The 14,368-nt window shown below is 72.1% G+C and carries 7 protein-coding genes; 4 read left to right on the forward strand and 3 right to left on the reverse strand.

Annotated elements, in window-relative coordinates; genetic code table 11:
• Positions 1–32 precede the first annotated feature (32 nt).
• Together ACFQ7F_RS10685 and ACFQ7F_RS10690 are read right to left on the reverse strand one after the other, a co-directional pair.
• Entirely contained in the window at positions 33–1,193 is a 1,161-nt protein-coding gene (locus ACFQ7F_RS10685; RefSeq protein WP_383269064.1) for an acyltransferase family protein, read from the reverse strand.
• On the reverse strand, positions 1,190–2,809 hold the full coding sequence (locus tag ACFQ7F_RS10690) for a hypothetical protein (RefSeq protein WP_383269066.1): 1,620 nt from the start codon (positions 2,807–2,809) through the stop codon (positions 1,190–1,192). The genes ACFQ7F_RS10685 and ACFQ7F_RS10690 overlap by 4 nt, the downstream gene beginning before the upstream one ends.
• A 295-nt stretch (positions 2,810–3,104) precedes the next feature.
• On the opposite strand from ACFQ7F_RS10690, the gene ACFQ7F_RS10695 reads away from it, so the two are divergent.
• Both ACFQ7F_RS10695 and ACFQ7F_RS10700 read left to right on the forward strand, forming a co-directional pair.
• Positions 3,105–4,103, forward strand: coding sequence for a hypothetical protein (locus ACFQ7F_RS10695; protein ID WP_383269068.1), 999 nt, complete (start codon positions 3,105–3,107; stop codon positions 4,101–4,103).
• Positions 4,100–6,988 carry a stealth conserved region 3 domain-containing protein gene (locus ACFQ7F_RS10700; RefSeq protein WP_383269070.1) on the forward strand — a complete coding sequence of 963 codons (2,889 nt, stop codon included), beginning with the start codon at positions 4,100–4,102 and terminating at the stop codon, positions 6,986–6,988. The genes ACFQ7F_RS10695 and ACFQ7F_RS10700 overlap by 4 nt, the downstream gene beginning before the upstream one ends.
• Here ACFQ7F_RS10700 and ACFQ7F_RS10705 read toward each other — a convergent pair.
• Positions 6,973–9,069, reverse strand: coding sequence for a CDP-glycerol glycerophosphotransferase family protein (locus ACFQ7F_RS10705; protein WP_383269072.1), 2,097 nt, complete (start codon positions 9,067–9,069; stop codon positions 6,973–6,975). The two genes, ACFQ7F_RS10700 and ACFQ7F_RS10705, sit on opposite strands and share 16 nt — an antisense overlap.
• A gap of 132 nt (positions 9,070–9,201) precedes the next feature.
• Here ACFQ7F_RS10705 and ACFQ7F_RS10710 point away from each other — a divergent pair, with 132 nt between their 5' ends.
• The gene (locus ACFQ7F_RS10710; RefSeq protein WP_383269074.1) at positions 9,202–12,735 is read left to right on the forward strand and encodes a CDP-glycerol glycerophosphotransferase family protein; all 3,534 of its coding nucleotides are present in this window, start codon (positions 9,202–9,204) and stop codon (positions 12,733–12,735) included.
• A complete protein-coding gene (locus ACFQ7F_RS10715; RefSeq protein ID WP_383269075.1) occupies positions 12,732–14,348 on the forward strand; it encodes a hypothetical protein in 1,617 nt (538 codons plus the stop codon). The genes ACFQ7F_RS10710 and ACFQ7F_RS10715 overlap by 4 nt, the downstream gene beginning before the upstream one ends.
• Positions 14,349–14,368: the final 20 nt, after the last annotated feature.

The raw sequence follows: 14,368 nt of genomic DNA on the forward strand, positions 1-14,368 counted from the left end.
CTCAACAGGGATCTTCTCTGCAATACCTGCGTTTACCGCGTACCGACACAGCGGCGCCAGCCGTCCGGAGTGCGCCGGGCGCACCACTTCCGTGCCGGTTCCTCGACGTACGTGAACATCGCCCAGGACAGCGCGACCACGGTGACCGCGACGCCCAGGAGCATGAACAGCGCGGAGTTCCCCGGCTGCGGGCGGCCCCAGGTGTCGAGGATCAGCCGGTTGAGGGTCTGGTGCAGCAGATAGAAGGCGTACGACCAGAGCCCGAGCAGCACCATCGGGCGCGAGCAGAGCCAGCCGCGCCGCCCTGTCAGCTCGCGCTGGACGTAGGCGGCGATGAAGAGGACGGAGAAGAGAGCGGCGAACGGCCTCAGGGTCCACAGAAGTTGTTCGGCCGTGTGCGGGCCGAACCAGGTCGTGCGGTGGCAGTAGATGACGGCGTACGCGGCGAGGCAGGCGAGCAGCGCGGGCGGGCTGAGCCGCAGCCGGTGCCCCCGGCGCAGGGCGAGCGCGCAGGCCATTCCGACGCCGAACTCGGGGAGCCTGCTCACCGGGTTGCGCATGATCCACTCGCTGGCGAAGGGCGAGAGGTGCACGGCCGTCCACCATTTGACCAGCCACATGGCGACGAGTCCGCCGCCCGCGAGCAGGGCGAGGGTGCGGGTGCGCAGGCGCAGGGCGCCCCGGATGGCGAACGGGAAGAGGAGGTAGAAGAAGGCCTCGACGCTGAGGGTCCAGGCGACGCCGTTGCCGGGGAGCGTCGGCACGACACCGGGGAACCAGGTCTGCACGAGGAAGAGCGAGGCGACGAAGCTGAAGTCGTCCGTCGGCACACCGGCCCAGAGGTAGAAGACCCAGATGCAGGGGATGGTCGCGACCAGGTGGGCGGGCAGGATGCGACCGGCCCGACGCCAGTAGAAGAGGCGGGCGAGGGTGCCGGGGCGGTGCCCCCAGGTGAGCAGGAAGCCGGAGAGCACGAAGAAGAACCCCACGCCGTTCGCGCCGAGCGTCGAGTACGGGAAGAGCAGCGGCGCGTGGGCGACACCGCCCTGTGCGCTGAGGCCGGTGAAGTGGTGCACGAACACCGCGAAGGCGGCGAGGAAGCGCATCCCGGTGAGGGAGTCGACCCGGGGCGCCGGGTCGGCGGCGGGGAGTTCGGGAAGCGGGCGGGTCTGGCGCGGGAGAGCCGTCGTCATGCGGGGGACCCCTCTCCGGCGCGCAGGGCCGGGCCGCATCCTGCCGGGCGCATCTCGGCGACCATGGCGTCCAGGGCCGGGCGGACGCGTTCGCGCACCGCGGTGATCCGGGCCGGGTCCTTCACCGCGTCGGCCCGTACGAAGTCGCCGCCGTCGCCCTCGGTGTAGAGGGGGAAGTAGCCCGCAGCCGCCAGGAGGGGCGGGGTCAGGCCCGTTCTGCGAGTCCAGGCGGCGTGGACGTGGAGGAGTTCGGGGCGCACCTCGTTCAGTACGTAGTGGCGCAGGGCGGCCGTGTCGGCGGCGGCGTACGTGTCGGCGACGCGACGGTCGGTCAGGCCCGCGACGTCCACGACGCGCAGCCGTGAGGTGAGCAGGGTGCCGCCCAGGTCGGGCAGGGCGACGGTGGCGTCGCGCAGGCCGAGGTGGCGGGCGTACGCGTTGAAGGTCTCGCCGTAGCGCTCGGCCACGAAGCACATGGACAAGGTCGGGCGCTGGACGAACTTCCGGTCCTGCGCGGCCTGTCCGGTGACCGAGAGCAGCAGGGCGCCCGCGAGGACGCAGCCGAGGAGGATGCGCGCGCGAGGGCGTTGCTCCTGTTCCGCATGCCACACGGTGACCGCGGCCAGGGCGAGCGCCGTCGCCGCGAGCACCCACACCGGGGTCGCGAAGCGGTACAGCTTCATCCAGTCCCGGCCCAGCACGCCGTACGCGAAGAGGGTCAGGGCCAGGGGGACGAGCAGCGCCGCCAGGGCTCTGCGTGCCGGTCCCCGGCGGGCGAGCGCGAGGCCGGCACAGGCCGCGCCGATCAGGGCGAGCGCCCAGCCGCCGTACGTCAGCAGCTCACCGGCGGAGGACAGTTGGGCGAGCTGCGGGGCCTTCTGGGACTTGGCGACCGCCGTGTTGGGGACCCAGAGCCCGAAGGTCGCGTGGCGCCAGAGCAGGAACACCGCGTACGGCAGCGCGAACGTGCCGCAGCTCAGGGCCACCGCCCGCGCGGACCGCACGAGGTCGCCCCGGCGCAGGAAGAGCAGCACCGTCACCGGGTAGGCCGCCGCGAGTACCGCGCCGTCAGGGCGGGTCAGGGCGGCGAGCAGCGCGAGGGCGCCCGCGCCCGCGGCGACGGCGGGCCGCAGCAGGGTGCCGCGCACGGCGCCCCGGACGAGCAGCGCCCCGGTCGCGGCGGCGGTCAGCGCGTACAGCGGGTTCTCAAGTCCCGAGAAGGACCAGGCCACGTACGAGAGGTTCGCGGCGAGGACGCCACCGGCGAGCAGCGTCACCACCCAGGCCCGGCCCCGAAGGACGGCCCGCGCCGTCGCGGCCACGCAGGCGAGCACGCCCGCCGTGCAGAGCAGCGCGAGGGCCTTGGGGTAGAGCACCAGGTCACTGACGCCGAGGAGTGCGCCGTGGTCGAAGAGGCCGAGCCTGCGGCCGATGACGAGCAGGGCGAGCCAGGCGGGGTTGGAGTATCCCTCGACGGGGTCGGCGCCCGGCTGCTGCACGGGGCCGAACCCCTCGTCGATGCTGCGGGCGTAGGCGAAGGTGATGGCCGCGTCGTCGACGATCCACTGGCCGAGCGAGCTCGCGCGCCAGGTGACCAGGAGGGTCGTGAGCGCCACGGCCGCGGGGTCGGCCCAGCGGCGGCACAGGGCGACTGCGCGCGGCGGGCGGGCCGAAGAGGGGGCTTCGGCCGGTTGCGCGGACCCCGGTGGTGCGGATGGTTGCTTACGGCGCTGGAACTGCGCGAGAGAAATAACCATTAAGGGGTCAACTTACACATATCGCCACAAGTTACGCTCCGGTCCGCCAGCCGGGTGACCCGCACGCGGCCACACCCCGCACCGGCGCGAACACCGGGCACATCGGAGCGAACAACGGGCAAAGTGGCCCAATGCACCACATTGGGTTCACGCCATGACCCCGGCTCTGCCGCCCGCCGCACGGCGGCTCCTCACCACCGCCCGGTCCACCCGCTTCCGCGCGGAACGCGCCGCGGCGGGCCGGTCCGGCGGCGGGGCGCAGGCGCTCCTGGCGCCCGTGCATCTGTCGATCCGGGACAGCCGTACGCTCAACCTCGCCGTCGCCGCCCTCCCCGATGAGCAGATCGACCGGGCCCAGCTGGTCGTCTCGCGCGGCCACCGCCGGTTCCGGATCCCGCTCGCCTTCGAACAGCACGCCCACGGTGGCCTGCTGCTTGCCGGAACGGCGACGTTGCGCGACGTACGCGACCTGCTCGACGACCCCGCCACCCCCGCCCGCCCGCGTCTCGGCGAAGGCGTCTGGCGGCTCACGGTCGTCACCGCCGACGCCCGCGGACGCGTCCTGCGGCGCGGCATCGGCATCGGCATCGGCATCGGCATCGACGGGAACACCGAACTGCCGCCCACGCCCACCCTTCCGCACGCCCCGGACCCCCGCACCGGCACGCTCATCCGCGTCGTCCGGTGCCGCAGCGGGCGCGCGGTCCTTCAAGTGACCCGGTCCAGGCCCCGCGCCGAGCTCGTACGGTTCGTGCCCGGCGGCGACGGCATCACCGTGCACGGACGGCTCGTCATGGCGGGCGACCGGCGGCAGTGGCGGGCGAAGGCCGTGCGGCGGCGCGACGGGGTCACCGTGCCCGTCGGGGCGATGTGGCACGGCACCGATTTCAGCTTCCGGCTGCCCCTCGGCGAGATGGCAGGAGCGAGCCCCGGGCAGTGGGTGTGGGACTTCCACGTGGAGGCGGAGAGCCGCGGCACCCCGCTCCCCCTCGGGCGGTGGCTCTCCGACGTACGCGACCCCTCGACCGCCTGCCCCACCCCCTTCCGTGTCTTCGCCCTGCCGAGCGGCGCCCTGGTTCGCGCCCACGCCCACTTCACCAAGTCCGGCGCCTTCGCCCTGACGTGCTGGGACATCTCGAAGGAGACCTCATGAAAATCACGTACCTCCTCGGCTGGGGCGACGAGATGGGCGGCACCGAGCTGGCCACGTACACCCAGGCGCAGCACCTCGCGGACCGGCACGACGTCGAGGTCATCTCCGTCTTCCGGACCCGCCCCGAGCCCTTCTTCCCCGAGGCCCGCAGCCTCCCCGTCCGCTATCTCGTCGACCGCACGGCGGCCCCCGAGCGTCCGGTGCGCGCGTCGCGCCTTGACGAGGCCGCCTGCCGCACCCTGGCCGCGCTGCCCAGCGAACTGATCAAGCCCTCCTGGGAGTCCGCCTTCGACCGGCTCTCCGACGTCGAGATGGCCGCCGCCCTGACCACCCTGGACACCGACGTCCTGGTCACCACGACGCCCGCCCTGATGGCCGCCGCCGTCGGACTCGTCCCTGCCAGGGTCGTCACCGTGCACCAGGAGCACCGCCCGACCCAGCGCCGCGGCCCCTCCGGCGAACCCCTGCTCCTGCACGCGCCGCGCCTTGACGCCCTGGTCACCCTCACCGAGCGCACCCGCGACTGGATCGCGGAGTCCCTCGGCGCCACCGCCCCCGAGCTCGCGGTCATCCCGAACGCCGTGCCCGACGGCTTCAGGCCCCGCGCCGACGGCGAGAGCAAGGTCATCGTCATGGCCGCGCGCCTCACCGGCGAGAAGCGCGTCGACCACGCCGTACGGGCCTTCGCCGAGATCGCCGACGCCTACCCGGACTGGACCCTGCGCGTCTTCGGCGGCGGCCACCGCGAGCAGCAACTGCGCCGCCTGGTCGACGGCTTCGGTCTTCAGGACCGCGTCGAACTCCTCGGCCCCTGCCAGGACATGGCCGCCGAGTGGGCCAAGGCGGGGCTCACCCTGATGACCGCAGGGCACAACGAGGCCTTCCCGCTCGTGCTGCTCGAAGCGCTCGCCGCGGGTGTGCCCGTCGTGGCGTACGACGTCCTGACCGGGCCCGCGGAGATCGTCAGGCACCGCGTCGACGGCCTGCTCGTACCACCCGGCGAGGTTCATGAACTAGCATCCGCCATGAGCGAGTTGATGGGCGATCCGGAGACCCGCCGAAGCTATGCCCACGCCGCCCGCGAAGGCGTCTACGCCCGCTTCTCCTCCACCGACGTCACCGCGCGCTGGCAGGAGCTGTACTCGCGGCTCGTGGCCAGGCGCGACGCCCCCGAACGGCTCGACGACCGCGCGGACCGGGTGGCGCTCGGGGTCGCGTCCGGCGGGTGCGGCTTCCGCCCGACCACGCCGTACACCCTGGATGCCGCGCCCAACGCCGAGGAGCGGGCCCGCGAGGACGAGATCATCGCCACCGACACCAGCGGCATCCTCATCCGCTCGGTCGGCAGGCTCGCCGAGCGCCGTGACGACGTCCTCGCGCCCGACATGACCGACTGGAACCTCGAACTCACCGCCACCGCCCTGGAGTCCGAGGACATCCCCTACGTCCTCGTGCGCACATCAGGCACCACACACACCCTCGCCGTGGCCGACGACGAACGCGATGGCGCGCTCAAGGCGCTGGCCGAGTCCCTGCACGGGCAGCCCGTCTACGCCGAGCTGATCCATCCGCGGGACGCCGCACCCGGAGTCGTGCTCGCCGAGCGCCTTGACGGCATCGGTGAGGTCGCGGGCATCAAGATCTTCAAGCCGGTGACCACGACGACGCTCTCCCTGCGGCACGGCGTCGGGCAGTCCTGCACGGTGGCGTTCTGGCCGCGACTCGCAGACGGCGGAGTCGGCGGGGCCGCCAGGACCGCCAGGACCGGCAGGACCGGCAGGACCGACGTGAGCGACGTGAGCGAAACCCGGCGCGCGCCCTTCGGCAGCACCCTCGCCGGGTCCGAGCTGCCCTCCCTCTCCCCCACCGCCACCCTGCGCGTCGCCGACCGCACGTATCCGACGCTCAACGTCTTCTCCCAACTCCTCATCGGCGACATCGACTTCCCGATCGACGCGGTCTACACCTGGGTCGACGACTCCGACCCCGAATGGCACGCCCGCCGCAAGGCGGCACTCGGCCGCCCCGACGACGAGTCGTCGCCGGACCACGGCAGCGTCCGCTTCCGCAACCGCGACGAGCTGCGCTACTCACTGCGCTCCCTGGCGATGCACGCACCCTGGATCCGGCACATCTACCTCGTCACGGCGGGCCAGACCCCGTCCTGGCTGAACGAGGCCCACCCGGGCGTCACGGTCGTCGACCACCGCGACCTGTTCGCCGATCCGGACTCGGCGCTGCCCACCTTCAACTCCCACTCCATCGAGAGCCAACTGCACCGCATCGAGGGCCTGTCGGAGCACTTCCTCTACCTCAACGACGACATGTTCCTCGGCCGCCCCACCACCCCGGAGACCTTCTTCCTCAGCTCGGGCACCTCCCGCTTCTTCTGGTCGTCGGCGTCCGTGCCCGCCCTGCCCGTATCGCCGGACGACGAGGGCTATCTGGCCGCGGCGAAGAACAACCGGGAACTGCTCCGGCGGGAGTTCGGCAGGACGACGACGCACAGCTTCTTCCACGCGCCCTACGCCCTGCACCGCAGCGTCCTCGCGGAGCTCACCGAGCGCTTCCCGGACGAGCTCGGAGCCACCGCGCGCAGCCGCTTCCGCTCGAACAGCGACCTCGCCCTGGTGTCGTCCCTGCACCACCACTACGCCTACCTCACCGGGCGCGCGGTACCTGCGGGCATCTCCTACGACTTCATCGACATCGGGACCCGCGCCGACCACGCGCGCCTCGGCCAGCTGCTCCAGGGCCGCAGCAAGACGGCGTTCTGCATCGGCGAGTCCCCGGACAGCGAGCTCGCCGACGAGGAGATGGCCCTTGCCATGCGCTCGTTCCTTGCGGCGTACTTCCCGGTCCGCTCGCCCTACGAGCGGGGCTGACCGTCCAGAAAAAGCCGCCGGACCACACGTTCGGCGGCGCCCCCGTCGTCGTACGGGCAGAACCGCGCACGGAAGGCCTTGCGCAGCTGTGCCGCTTCGGCCGTGTCCCACTCGCCGCTGCGGAAGAGCCCGGCGAGCTCGTCCTCGGTGGTGGCCACGGCCCCCGGCGTCTCGCCCGCGCGCCCCGACAGGAGGTCGAAGTAGGTGCCGCGGGCGAGGCGGTAGGCCTGCCAGTCGGGGGCGTACGTCACGATCGGGCGGTCCAGACAGGCGTAGTCGAACATCAGCGACGAGTAGTCCGTGACAAGGGCGTCGGCGGCCAGGCAGAGGTCCTCCACGCGCGCGTGCCCGGTGACGTCGACGAGCTGCGGGTGGCGGCGCAGGCCCGCGTCGGCACCGTAGAAGTAGTGGGCGCGCACGAGCACCACGTACGAGGGGCCGAGCGAGCCCACGAAGCGCTCCAGGTCGACGCGGGGCAGAAAGCCCTTCTGGTAGTCGCGGTGGGTGGGTGCGTAGAGCAGCACCGTGCGGCCGTCCGCGACCCCCAGCTCCTCGCGGATGCGGCTGATTTCGCCCTCGCCCGTCGTGAAGTAGACGTCGTTGCGGGGGTAGCCCGCCTCCAGGGCCTGGTACGCCGTCGAGGGGTAGACCCGCTCCCAGACCTCCGTGGAGTGCGGGTTCGCGGAGAGGCTGAAGTCCCACTGGTCGGTGTGGTCGAGGACCTTCTGGAAGCTGATGCCGTGCGTGCCGGCGGGGTAGCGGCGCTGGTCGAGGCCCATCTTCTTGAGCGGTGTCCCGTGGTGGGTCTGGAGGTAGACCTGGCCGGGGCGCTTGGTGAAGCCGCCGGGGAAGCTGGAGTTGTTGATCAGGTACGTCGCCCTCGCCATCGTCCGCCAGTAGCGCCGCGAGCCTTCGACGACGTACTCGACCCCGGCGGGTACGCGGTGCTTGTGCCGGGACGAGACCACCCATACGCCCTTGATGTGCGGGGCGAGTTCGCGGGCCTTGGTGTGGATGGCGGCCGGGTTGCAGGAGATTCCGCGGTTCCAGTACGCGCCGTAGACCGCGAGGTGGGGGTCGAGGGGGCGGCGCAGGTCGGTGCGGTAGGTCAGGCGCATGGCGCGGGCGCGGAGCTTCTTCTTCTGCTCCTTGAGCTTCTGAGTGACGCCTTTCCTGCGGGAGCGGCTCTTGCGCTGCGCTTCGTAGGCGGCGTACGAGGCGGTGGCCAGGGCCCTCTCTCCCGGTGTGGCCGCCGCCTCCACCGGCCCGTACGTCCGGTAGAGGCGGGCCGCCCCGCGGAAGAAGTCCCGCCGGTCGCGCGGCGTGATGCGCCCGGCGTCGTCGAGCACCGCGAGCAGATGCGCGGCGGCGTGCGGGACGAGCCGGGCGCGGTCGGCCGGGTCGGCGGCGGCGAGCAGTTCCTCGTACCGCCCGATGACGGCGAAGTGGGCCCGGCCCGGTGAGGTGGCGAAGCTGCCGCCGCGCCGCTCGCGCCAGCGGACGCACGCCTTGTCGAGGGTGACGGTGCGTCCGCCCACGGCCAGGGTCGCGCGCCGCACCGGCACCACGTCCTCGTACGCCCCGTCGCTGAACGCGAGGCGGCGCTCCTGCCAGAAGCCGCGCCGAAAGACGCGGTTCCAGGCGGCGACGGTGACGGCAAGGGGGTCGCCCGTCAGGTCGTCGCCGCCCGCGCGGACGTTCTCCCACCAGTCGACGCGGTCGTGGGCGAAGAGCAGGACGTCCGGGTCTTCGGCCTCGTCCAGGGCTTCGGCGATCGCCTCGATGGCGCCCGGCAGGAGCAGGTCGTCGCCGTCGAGGAAGAGGAGGTAGTCGCCGGTGGCGCGGTCCGCGCCGATGTTGCGGGCCGGGCCCGGACCCGCGTGCGCCGGGATGCGCACGAGTTGCACGCGCGGGTCGCGCTCCGCAGACTCCGCGGCGATCGCGGCGGAGGCGTCCGGCGACGCGTCGTCCACGACGATCAGCTCCAGATCGCGGCTGCTCTGGGCGAGCACGGAGTCCAGGCACTCCCGCAGATAGCCCTGGACGCGGTGGGCGGGGACGACGACCGAGAAGCGCGACATGAACACCGAAGGTAGTCAACCGAACACGTCCTGTCGAAGACCCTGCCTCACTCATTGGGGTGAAGGAAGGCAAAGATATTGACGAGAAGGGGCAAAGGGGATGAATACGCCCGTATTCCCATGATTACTCCCATGCCCCCATGCCCGGGAGCGTACGAAAGGCCGGTCGCCGTGCAGCCCCGTCTCAGCGTCGTCGTGCCCATCTACAACGTCGAAGAGTTCCTGGAAGAGTGCCTGGAGTCGATCGCCGGGCAGACCATGGCCGACCTGGAGGCCGTGCTCGTCGACGACGGCTCGACGGACGGCAGTCCGCGGATCGCACGCGAGTTCGCGGCGAAGGATCCACGGTTCGTCTATGTGCGCCAGCCGAACGCGGGGCTCAGCGCCGCCCGTAACACCGGGGTGCGGCACGCGACCCCGACCGCCGAGTATCTGACGTTCGTCGACAGCGACGACGTCGTGCCGCACGACGCGTACGCGCGGATGACCGCGAGCCTCGACTCGACCGGATCCGACTTCGCGAGCGGCAACGTCTGGCGCCTGAACGAGCGCGGACGCCAGCAGGCCTGGCAGTACAAATGGCTCACCGAGCCGCGCTCGCGCACCCACATCAGCCGTGACCTGGAGCTGCTCGCCGACCGCGTCGCCTGGAACAAGGTCTTCCGCCGCGCCTTCTGGGACCGGCACGGCTTCACCTTCCCCGAGGGCAAGCTCTACGAGGACACGCCCGTCATGATCCCCGCGCACTTCCTCGCGGGCTCCGTGGACGTGCTCAGCGACCACGTCTATTACTGGCGGGTGCGCGAGGGTTCGATCACCCGGCGGCGCACGGACGTCAAGGGCGTGCGCGACCGGATCGCGGCGTGCGCGCACGTCAGCGCGTTCCTCGCGGAGCACGCGCCCGAGATGCGCAAGACGTACGACACCTCCTGCCTGCGCGACGACTTCGTGTACTTCCTCCAGGGTCTGCCGATGGGCGGGCCCGAGTACCGCGCGACCTTCATGAAGGGCGCGTCGGCGTTCCTGCGCCGCGCCGATCCGGAGGTGATCACGGGGCTCCCGGTGTCCCTGCGCGTGAAATGGCATCTCGTGCGCGAGGGCCGCACCGCCGACCTGATCGACCTCCTCACGTTCGAGCAGCGCAACGGGAGCGCCTTCCAGATCCGCGGGGTGGTGCGGCGCAGTGCCGCGTACCCCCGTGCGTCGGGCGGTCATATCCGGGTGCCGCAGGAGCTGGCCCGCATCGGGCGGGGCGAATTGCCGGTCATCGCGCGGGTCCGGGAGGCCGGTTGGGGTGCGGACGGGCTGCTGCGGATCAGCGGATACGCGTACGTGCGCAACCTGGAGGCGACGCGTCCAGGGCACTCCATCAAGGCGGCCGTCCTCAAGTCGGCACACAGCAGGGCGCAGTTGAGGAAGGTCTCCACCCGGACCGTCGCCGCCCCGCAGGCCACCGAGAACTCCCAGCAGCAGCTGCACTGCTACGACCTCTCCGGGTTCGAGCTGACCATCGACCCCGAGCAGCTGAAGACGGGCGGCCGGTGGCGGCCCGGCAACTGGCTGCTCGGCGTGGTCGTGGCGGGCCACGGTGCGGTGCGGCGGGCCGCGGTCCGCCCCCTGGACGGTTCGGCCGCCCAGTCCGTCCTGCGCGAACTGGGCGACGGTCTCCGCCTGGTACTCGGCTACAGCAAGGGCCGCCTCGTGCTGCGGATCCAGGACTACGTGGCGCGGGTCGACGCCCATCACCAGGACGGCGACGAGATGGTCCTCAGCGGCCACCTGCCGAGCCATCTGCGCCCCACGGCCCTGCGCCTGACGCACAAGCACTCGTCGGCGGAGTTCGACTACCCCGTGGCGCTCTCGGACGACGACCGCTTCGACGTCCGCGTGCGCCTCCCGGACCTGGAGGACGTCGCACCGACCCCGCACCTCGCCCCCAAGGAGGTCGAGCCCCCGCACGGCGACCGCTGGCAGGCCAACCTGGTCCTGCCCGACGGCAAGCTGAAGTCCCTCGCCGCCGCCCTCGACCTGCCGCCGGGATGCTACGCCTCGCGCGTGAGCGGCCGTGACGCGAGTGGCCGTGAGCTGTGCGCATCGGCCAACGACCAGGGGCAGCTCGTCGTCGAACTGACCCGGCAGCCGATCGCCGACCGGGTGGTGTGGAGCGAGGACGGCACCCTGACGGTCGAGGGGACGGTGTCCGACGCGAGCTGGGACGCGGCGGAACTGGTGCTCCGGCACAGCGGCAGGGACGAGGAACTGACCGTGCCGGTGGAGCGCGCCGCCGGTCGCTTCCGAGGGGTGGTGGCGCCCGGGGGCGGGGTGCTGCGGGAGGGGCGGTGGTACGCGTTCCTGCGGGAGGTGGGAGGTGACGCCGCCGCGCACGGCGTTCCGCAGGACGGCATGCCCGTGCGCCTCCTCGCCTCCGTGTCCGCCGCCTTCCCGCTCCACCAGACCGTTCAGGGACGGGAGTTCACCGTCGACCGGCGCTTCGGCGACCGGCTGCTCCTGGAGTCCGGGTCCGTGCTCGCGCGGGGCGAGCGGGGTGCCTACCGTCGGCACCGGCTGCGTACCGCGCACTACCCGAGCCGGCGCACACAGCCCCTGCGGGACGCGGTGCTCTACTTCGACGGGGACTCCCCGCGCGCGGTCCACGAGGAGCTGGTGCGGCGCGGCGCGGACGTCGAGCACCTGTGGGTGACACAGGACCAGCAGACGCGGGTCCCTGCCGGGGCGAAGGGCGTGGAGGAGCACAGCGCCGCCTGGTACGAGGCGCTCGCCCGCTGCCGGCGCATCGTCACGGCGGGCCATCTGCCCGACTTCTTCGAGAGGCGGGACGGGCAGACGGTCGTACAGACCTGGAACGGCGCGCCCCTCAAACGCATCGGCACCGATCTCACCGACACCCTCTACGCCGACCACGGCCACCTCGACGCCCTGCCGAAGCTCTCACGGCAGTGGGACGTGCTGGTGTCCCCGAACCGCTTCTCGACCCCTCACCTGGGGCGCGCGCTCGCCTACGAGGGCGAGGTCATGGAGGCGGGCTCGCCCCGCAACGACGTCCTCTTCTCCGAGGACCGCGGCAAGGTCGCCGAACGCGTGCGCCGCGACCTGGGCATCGACCCCGGCAAACGGATCGTCCTGTACGCGCCGACCTACCGGGACCACCTCGCCTACTCCCCCGGCCGCTTCCGCTACGAACCCGCGCTCGACTTCGCCGCGGCGCAGGAAGTACTCGGCGACGACCACGTCCTCCTCGTACGCAAGCACCCACTGACGGCAGGCCGCCTGGCCGGGGCCCGGGCGCCCTTCGTACGCGATGTTTCGTCCCACCCCCGCACGGCCGAACTCCTCCTGATCTCGGACGTGTTGGTGACGGACTACTCGTCCCTGATGTTCGACTTCGCGCACACCGGGCGCCCGATGCTCTTCCACGCCTACGACCTGGAGCACTACCGCGACACGGTCCGCGGCTTCTACCTGGACTTCGAGACCCGGGCGCCGGGCCCGCTGCTCGCCTCCACCGGCGAGGTCGTCGAGGCCCTTCGCGACCTGGACTCCCTGACGGCCCGGCACGCGGACGCGTACGCGGCGTTCCGCGAGGCCTACTGCGACCTGGACGACGGGCGGGCGTCGGCGCGCGTCGCGGAGAGGCTCATGCGATGACCATGGCCACGCGGGGGGCCGCGCTCCTCACGCGGCGCCAGGTCCACGGCTCGACGGCCCTGCACGGGCGGGGGCGGTGGCGGCCGAGCCCGTACGTGGTGTTCGGCGGGCTCTTCTGGATCGTCATGTCCCTCGCCTTCTGGCGGGTGCCGATGTGCTGCGACTTCGGGCAGCACGCGGCGGTGATCGAGCGGCTCAAGGCCGACCTCCTGCACCCGCGCCACCCGATGGCGGACCTGCCGGGCGCGGGCAGCCCGTACTACTCGCCGTACGCGGTCGCGCAGGGTGCCTTCGCGCGGGTCACAGGGCTCGCGGGCTGGGAGATCGTCAAGCTCGCGGGGCCGCTGAACCTGCTTGTGCTGCTCACGGGCCTTGGCCGGTTCGTGAAAGTCCTGACGCCACGTCAATGGGCTCCTGTCCTGGCCCTGTTCGCGATGGTGGTGCTCTGGGGCACCCGGATGGCGTGGTGGAGCGGCTACCTCGGCCTGATGTCGATGACGGGGAACCTCGGGTATCCGTCGACGTTCGCGATCGGCCTGGCGTTCTGGGCGTGGGCCTTGGCGGGCTCGCTCGCGAAGGCGCCTCGGGGCGTCATGTCGTACGCGGGTCTCGGCGTGCTGTGCGGGGTCATCCTCCTCGTCCACCCGATCTCGTCCGTGGCGGCGGTGACCGGCGTGGTGGCGTTCGCGGCCTCGGCCCGGCGCCCCCTCCCCTTCTCCGCGCTGTGGAAATGGGCGGTGACCGCGGTGACGGCGGCGGTGATCGCGGCGAGCTGGCCCTACTACTCCGTGTTCTCCCTCGTCGGCGACGAGAGCGTCGACTGGATCCATCAGCAGCTCTACACCGAGATGCCCGGGAGGTTCTGGCTCGCGCTGATCGGCCTCCCGGCCCTCGCCCTGAGGTTCCGCAAGAACCGCCGCGACCCCCTGGTCCTGATGTTCGCCCTGGACTGCGCGGTCGTCGCGTACGGCTGGGTGAGCGGCCACTACACCTACGGCCGCATCCTGGGCCTGACCCTCGTCCCGCTCCAGTTCGCCCTCGCGATCGAGCTGGCGGCGCCACGGCCCTGGCGCCGGTGGCGCATGGCGCTCGGGGGCGTCGCGGCCACCGGAGCGGCCATCGGCTTCTTCACGCTCCAGGCGGGTGCGGTCGTGCCGCGCGCCGTGGACCCGGTGGGCTTCGACCAGCCGCCGCGCTGGCCCGGCTACGGCTGGGCGGTGAGCCGGCTGCACAAGGGGGACGTCGTCCTCACCGACGGCTACTACCCCACCCGCTCCCTCCCGGCGTACGGCGCGAACCTCGTCGCGCCCGCCTGGCCTGACGCCTCACTGGCCGAGGACACACGCAACCGGCGCCTCCAGGAGGTGCGGGACTACCTCGCCCCGGACTCGACCCGCGCCGAACGCACGCAGACGGTCCGCCGCAACCACGTGCGCTGGCTGCTGCTCTCGCCGGACCAGAAGGTGCCCGAGGAGGCCGTGGTGGTGGCGTGGGGGCCGCGGACGGGCGAGGTGCTCGCGCGGGTGAGCGGCGGAAACGCGGACCACTACAAGGCGGACCAGCACAAGCACCACAAGGCGGGCCAGCACAAGAGTGAGCAGAAATCCCCCTAACCCCACTAACCCCCCTAATC

This window comes from Streptomyces sp. NPDC056486, assembly GCF_042795295.1.
Classification (GTDB): Bacteria; Actinomycetota; Actinomycetes; order Streptomycetales; family Streptomycetaceae; genus Streptomyces.

Bases quoted from the DNA above. Each gene is read 5' to 3' on its own strand.
- ACFQ7F_RS10695 (WP_383269068.1), top strand. From the start codon at position 3,105: ATGACCCCGGCTCTGCCGCCCGCCGCACGGCGGCTCCTCACCACCGCC.
- ACFQ7F_RS10715 (WP_383269075.1), top strand. From the start codon at position 12,732: ATGACCATGGCCACGCGGGGGGCCGCGCTCCTCACGCGGCGCCAGGTC.
- ACFQ7F_RS10685 (WP_383269064.1), bottom strand. From the start codon at position 1,193: ATGACGACGGCTCTCCCGCGCCAGACCCGCCCGCTTCCCGAACTCCCC.
- ACFQ7F_RS10710 (WP_383269074.1), top strand. From the start codon at position 9,202: ATGCCCCCATGCCCGGGAGCGTACGAAAGGCCGGTCGCCGTGCAGCCC.
- ACFQ7F_RS10705 (WP_383269072.1), bottom strand. From the start codon at position 9,069: ATGTCGCGCTTCTCGGTCGTCGTCCCCGCCCACCGCGTCCAGGGCTAT.
- ACFQ7F_RS10700 (WP_383269070.1), top strand. From the start codon at position 4,100: ATGAAAATCACGTACCTCCTCGGCTGGGGCGACGAGATGGGCGGCACC.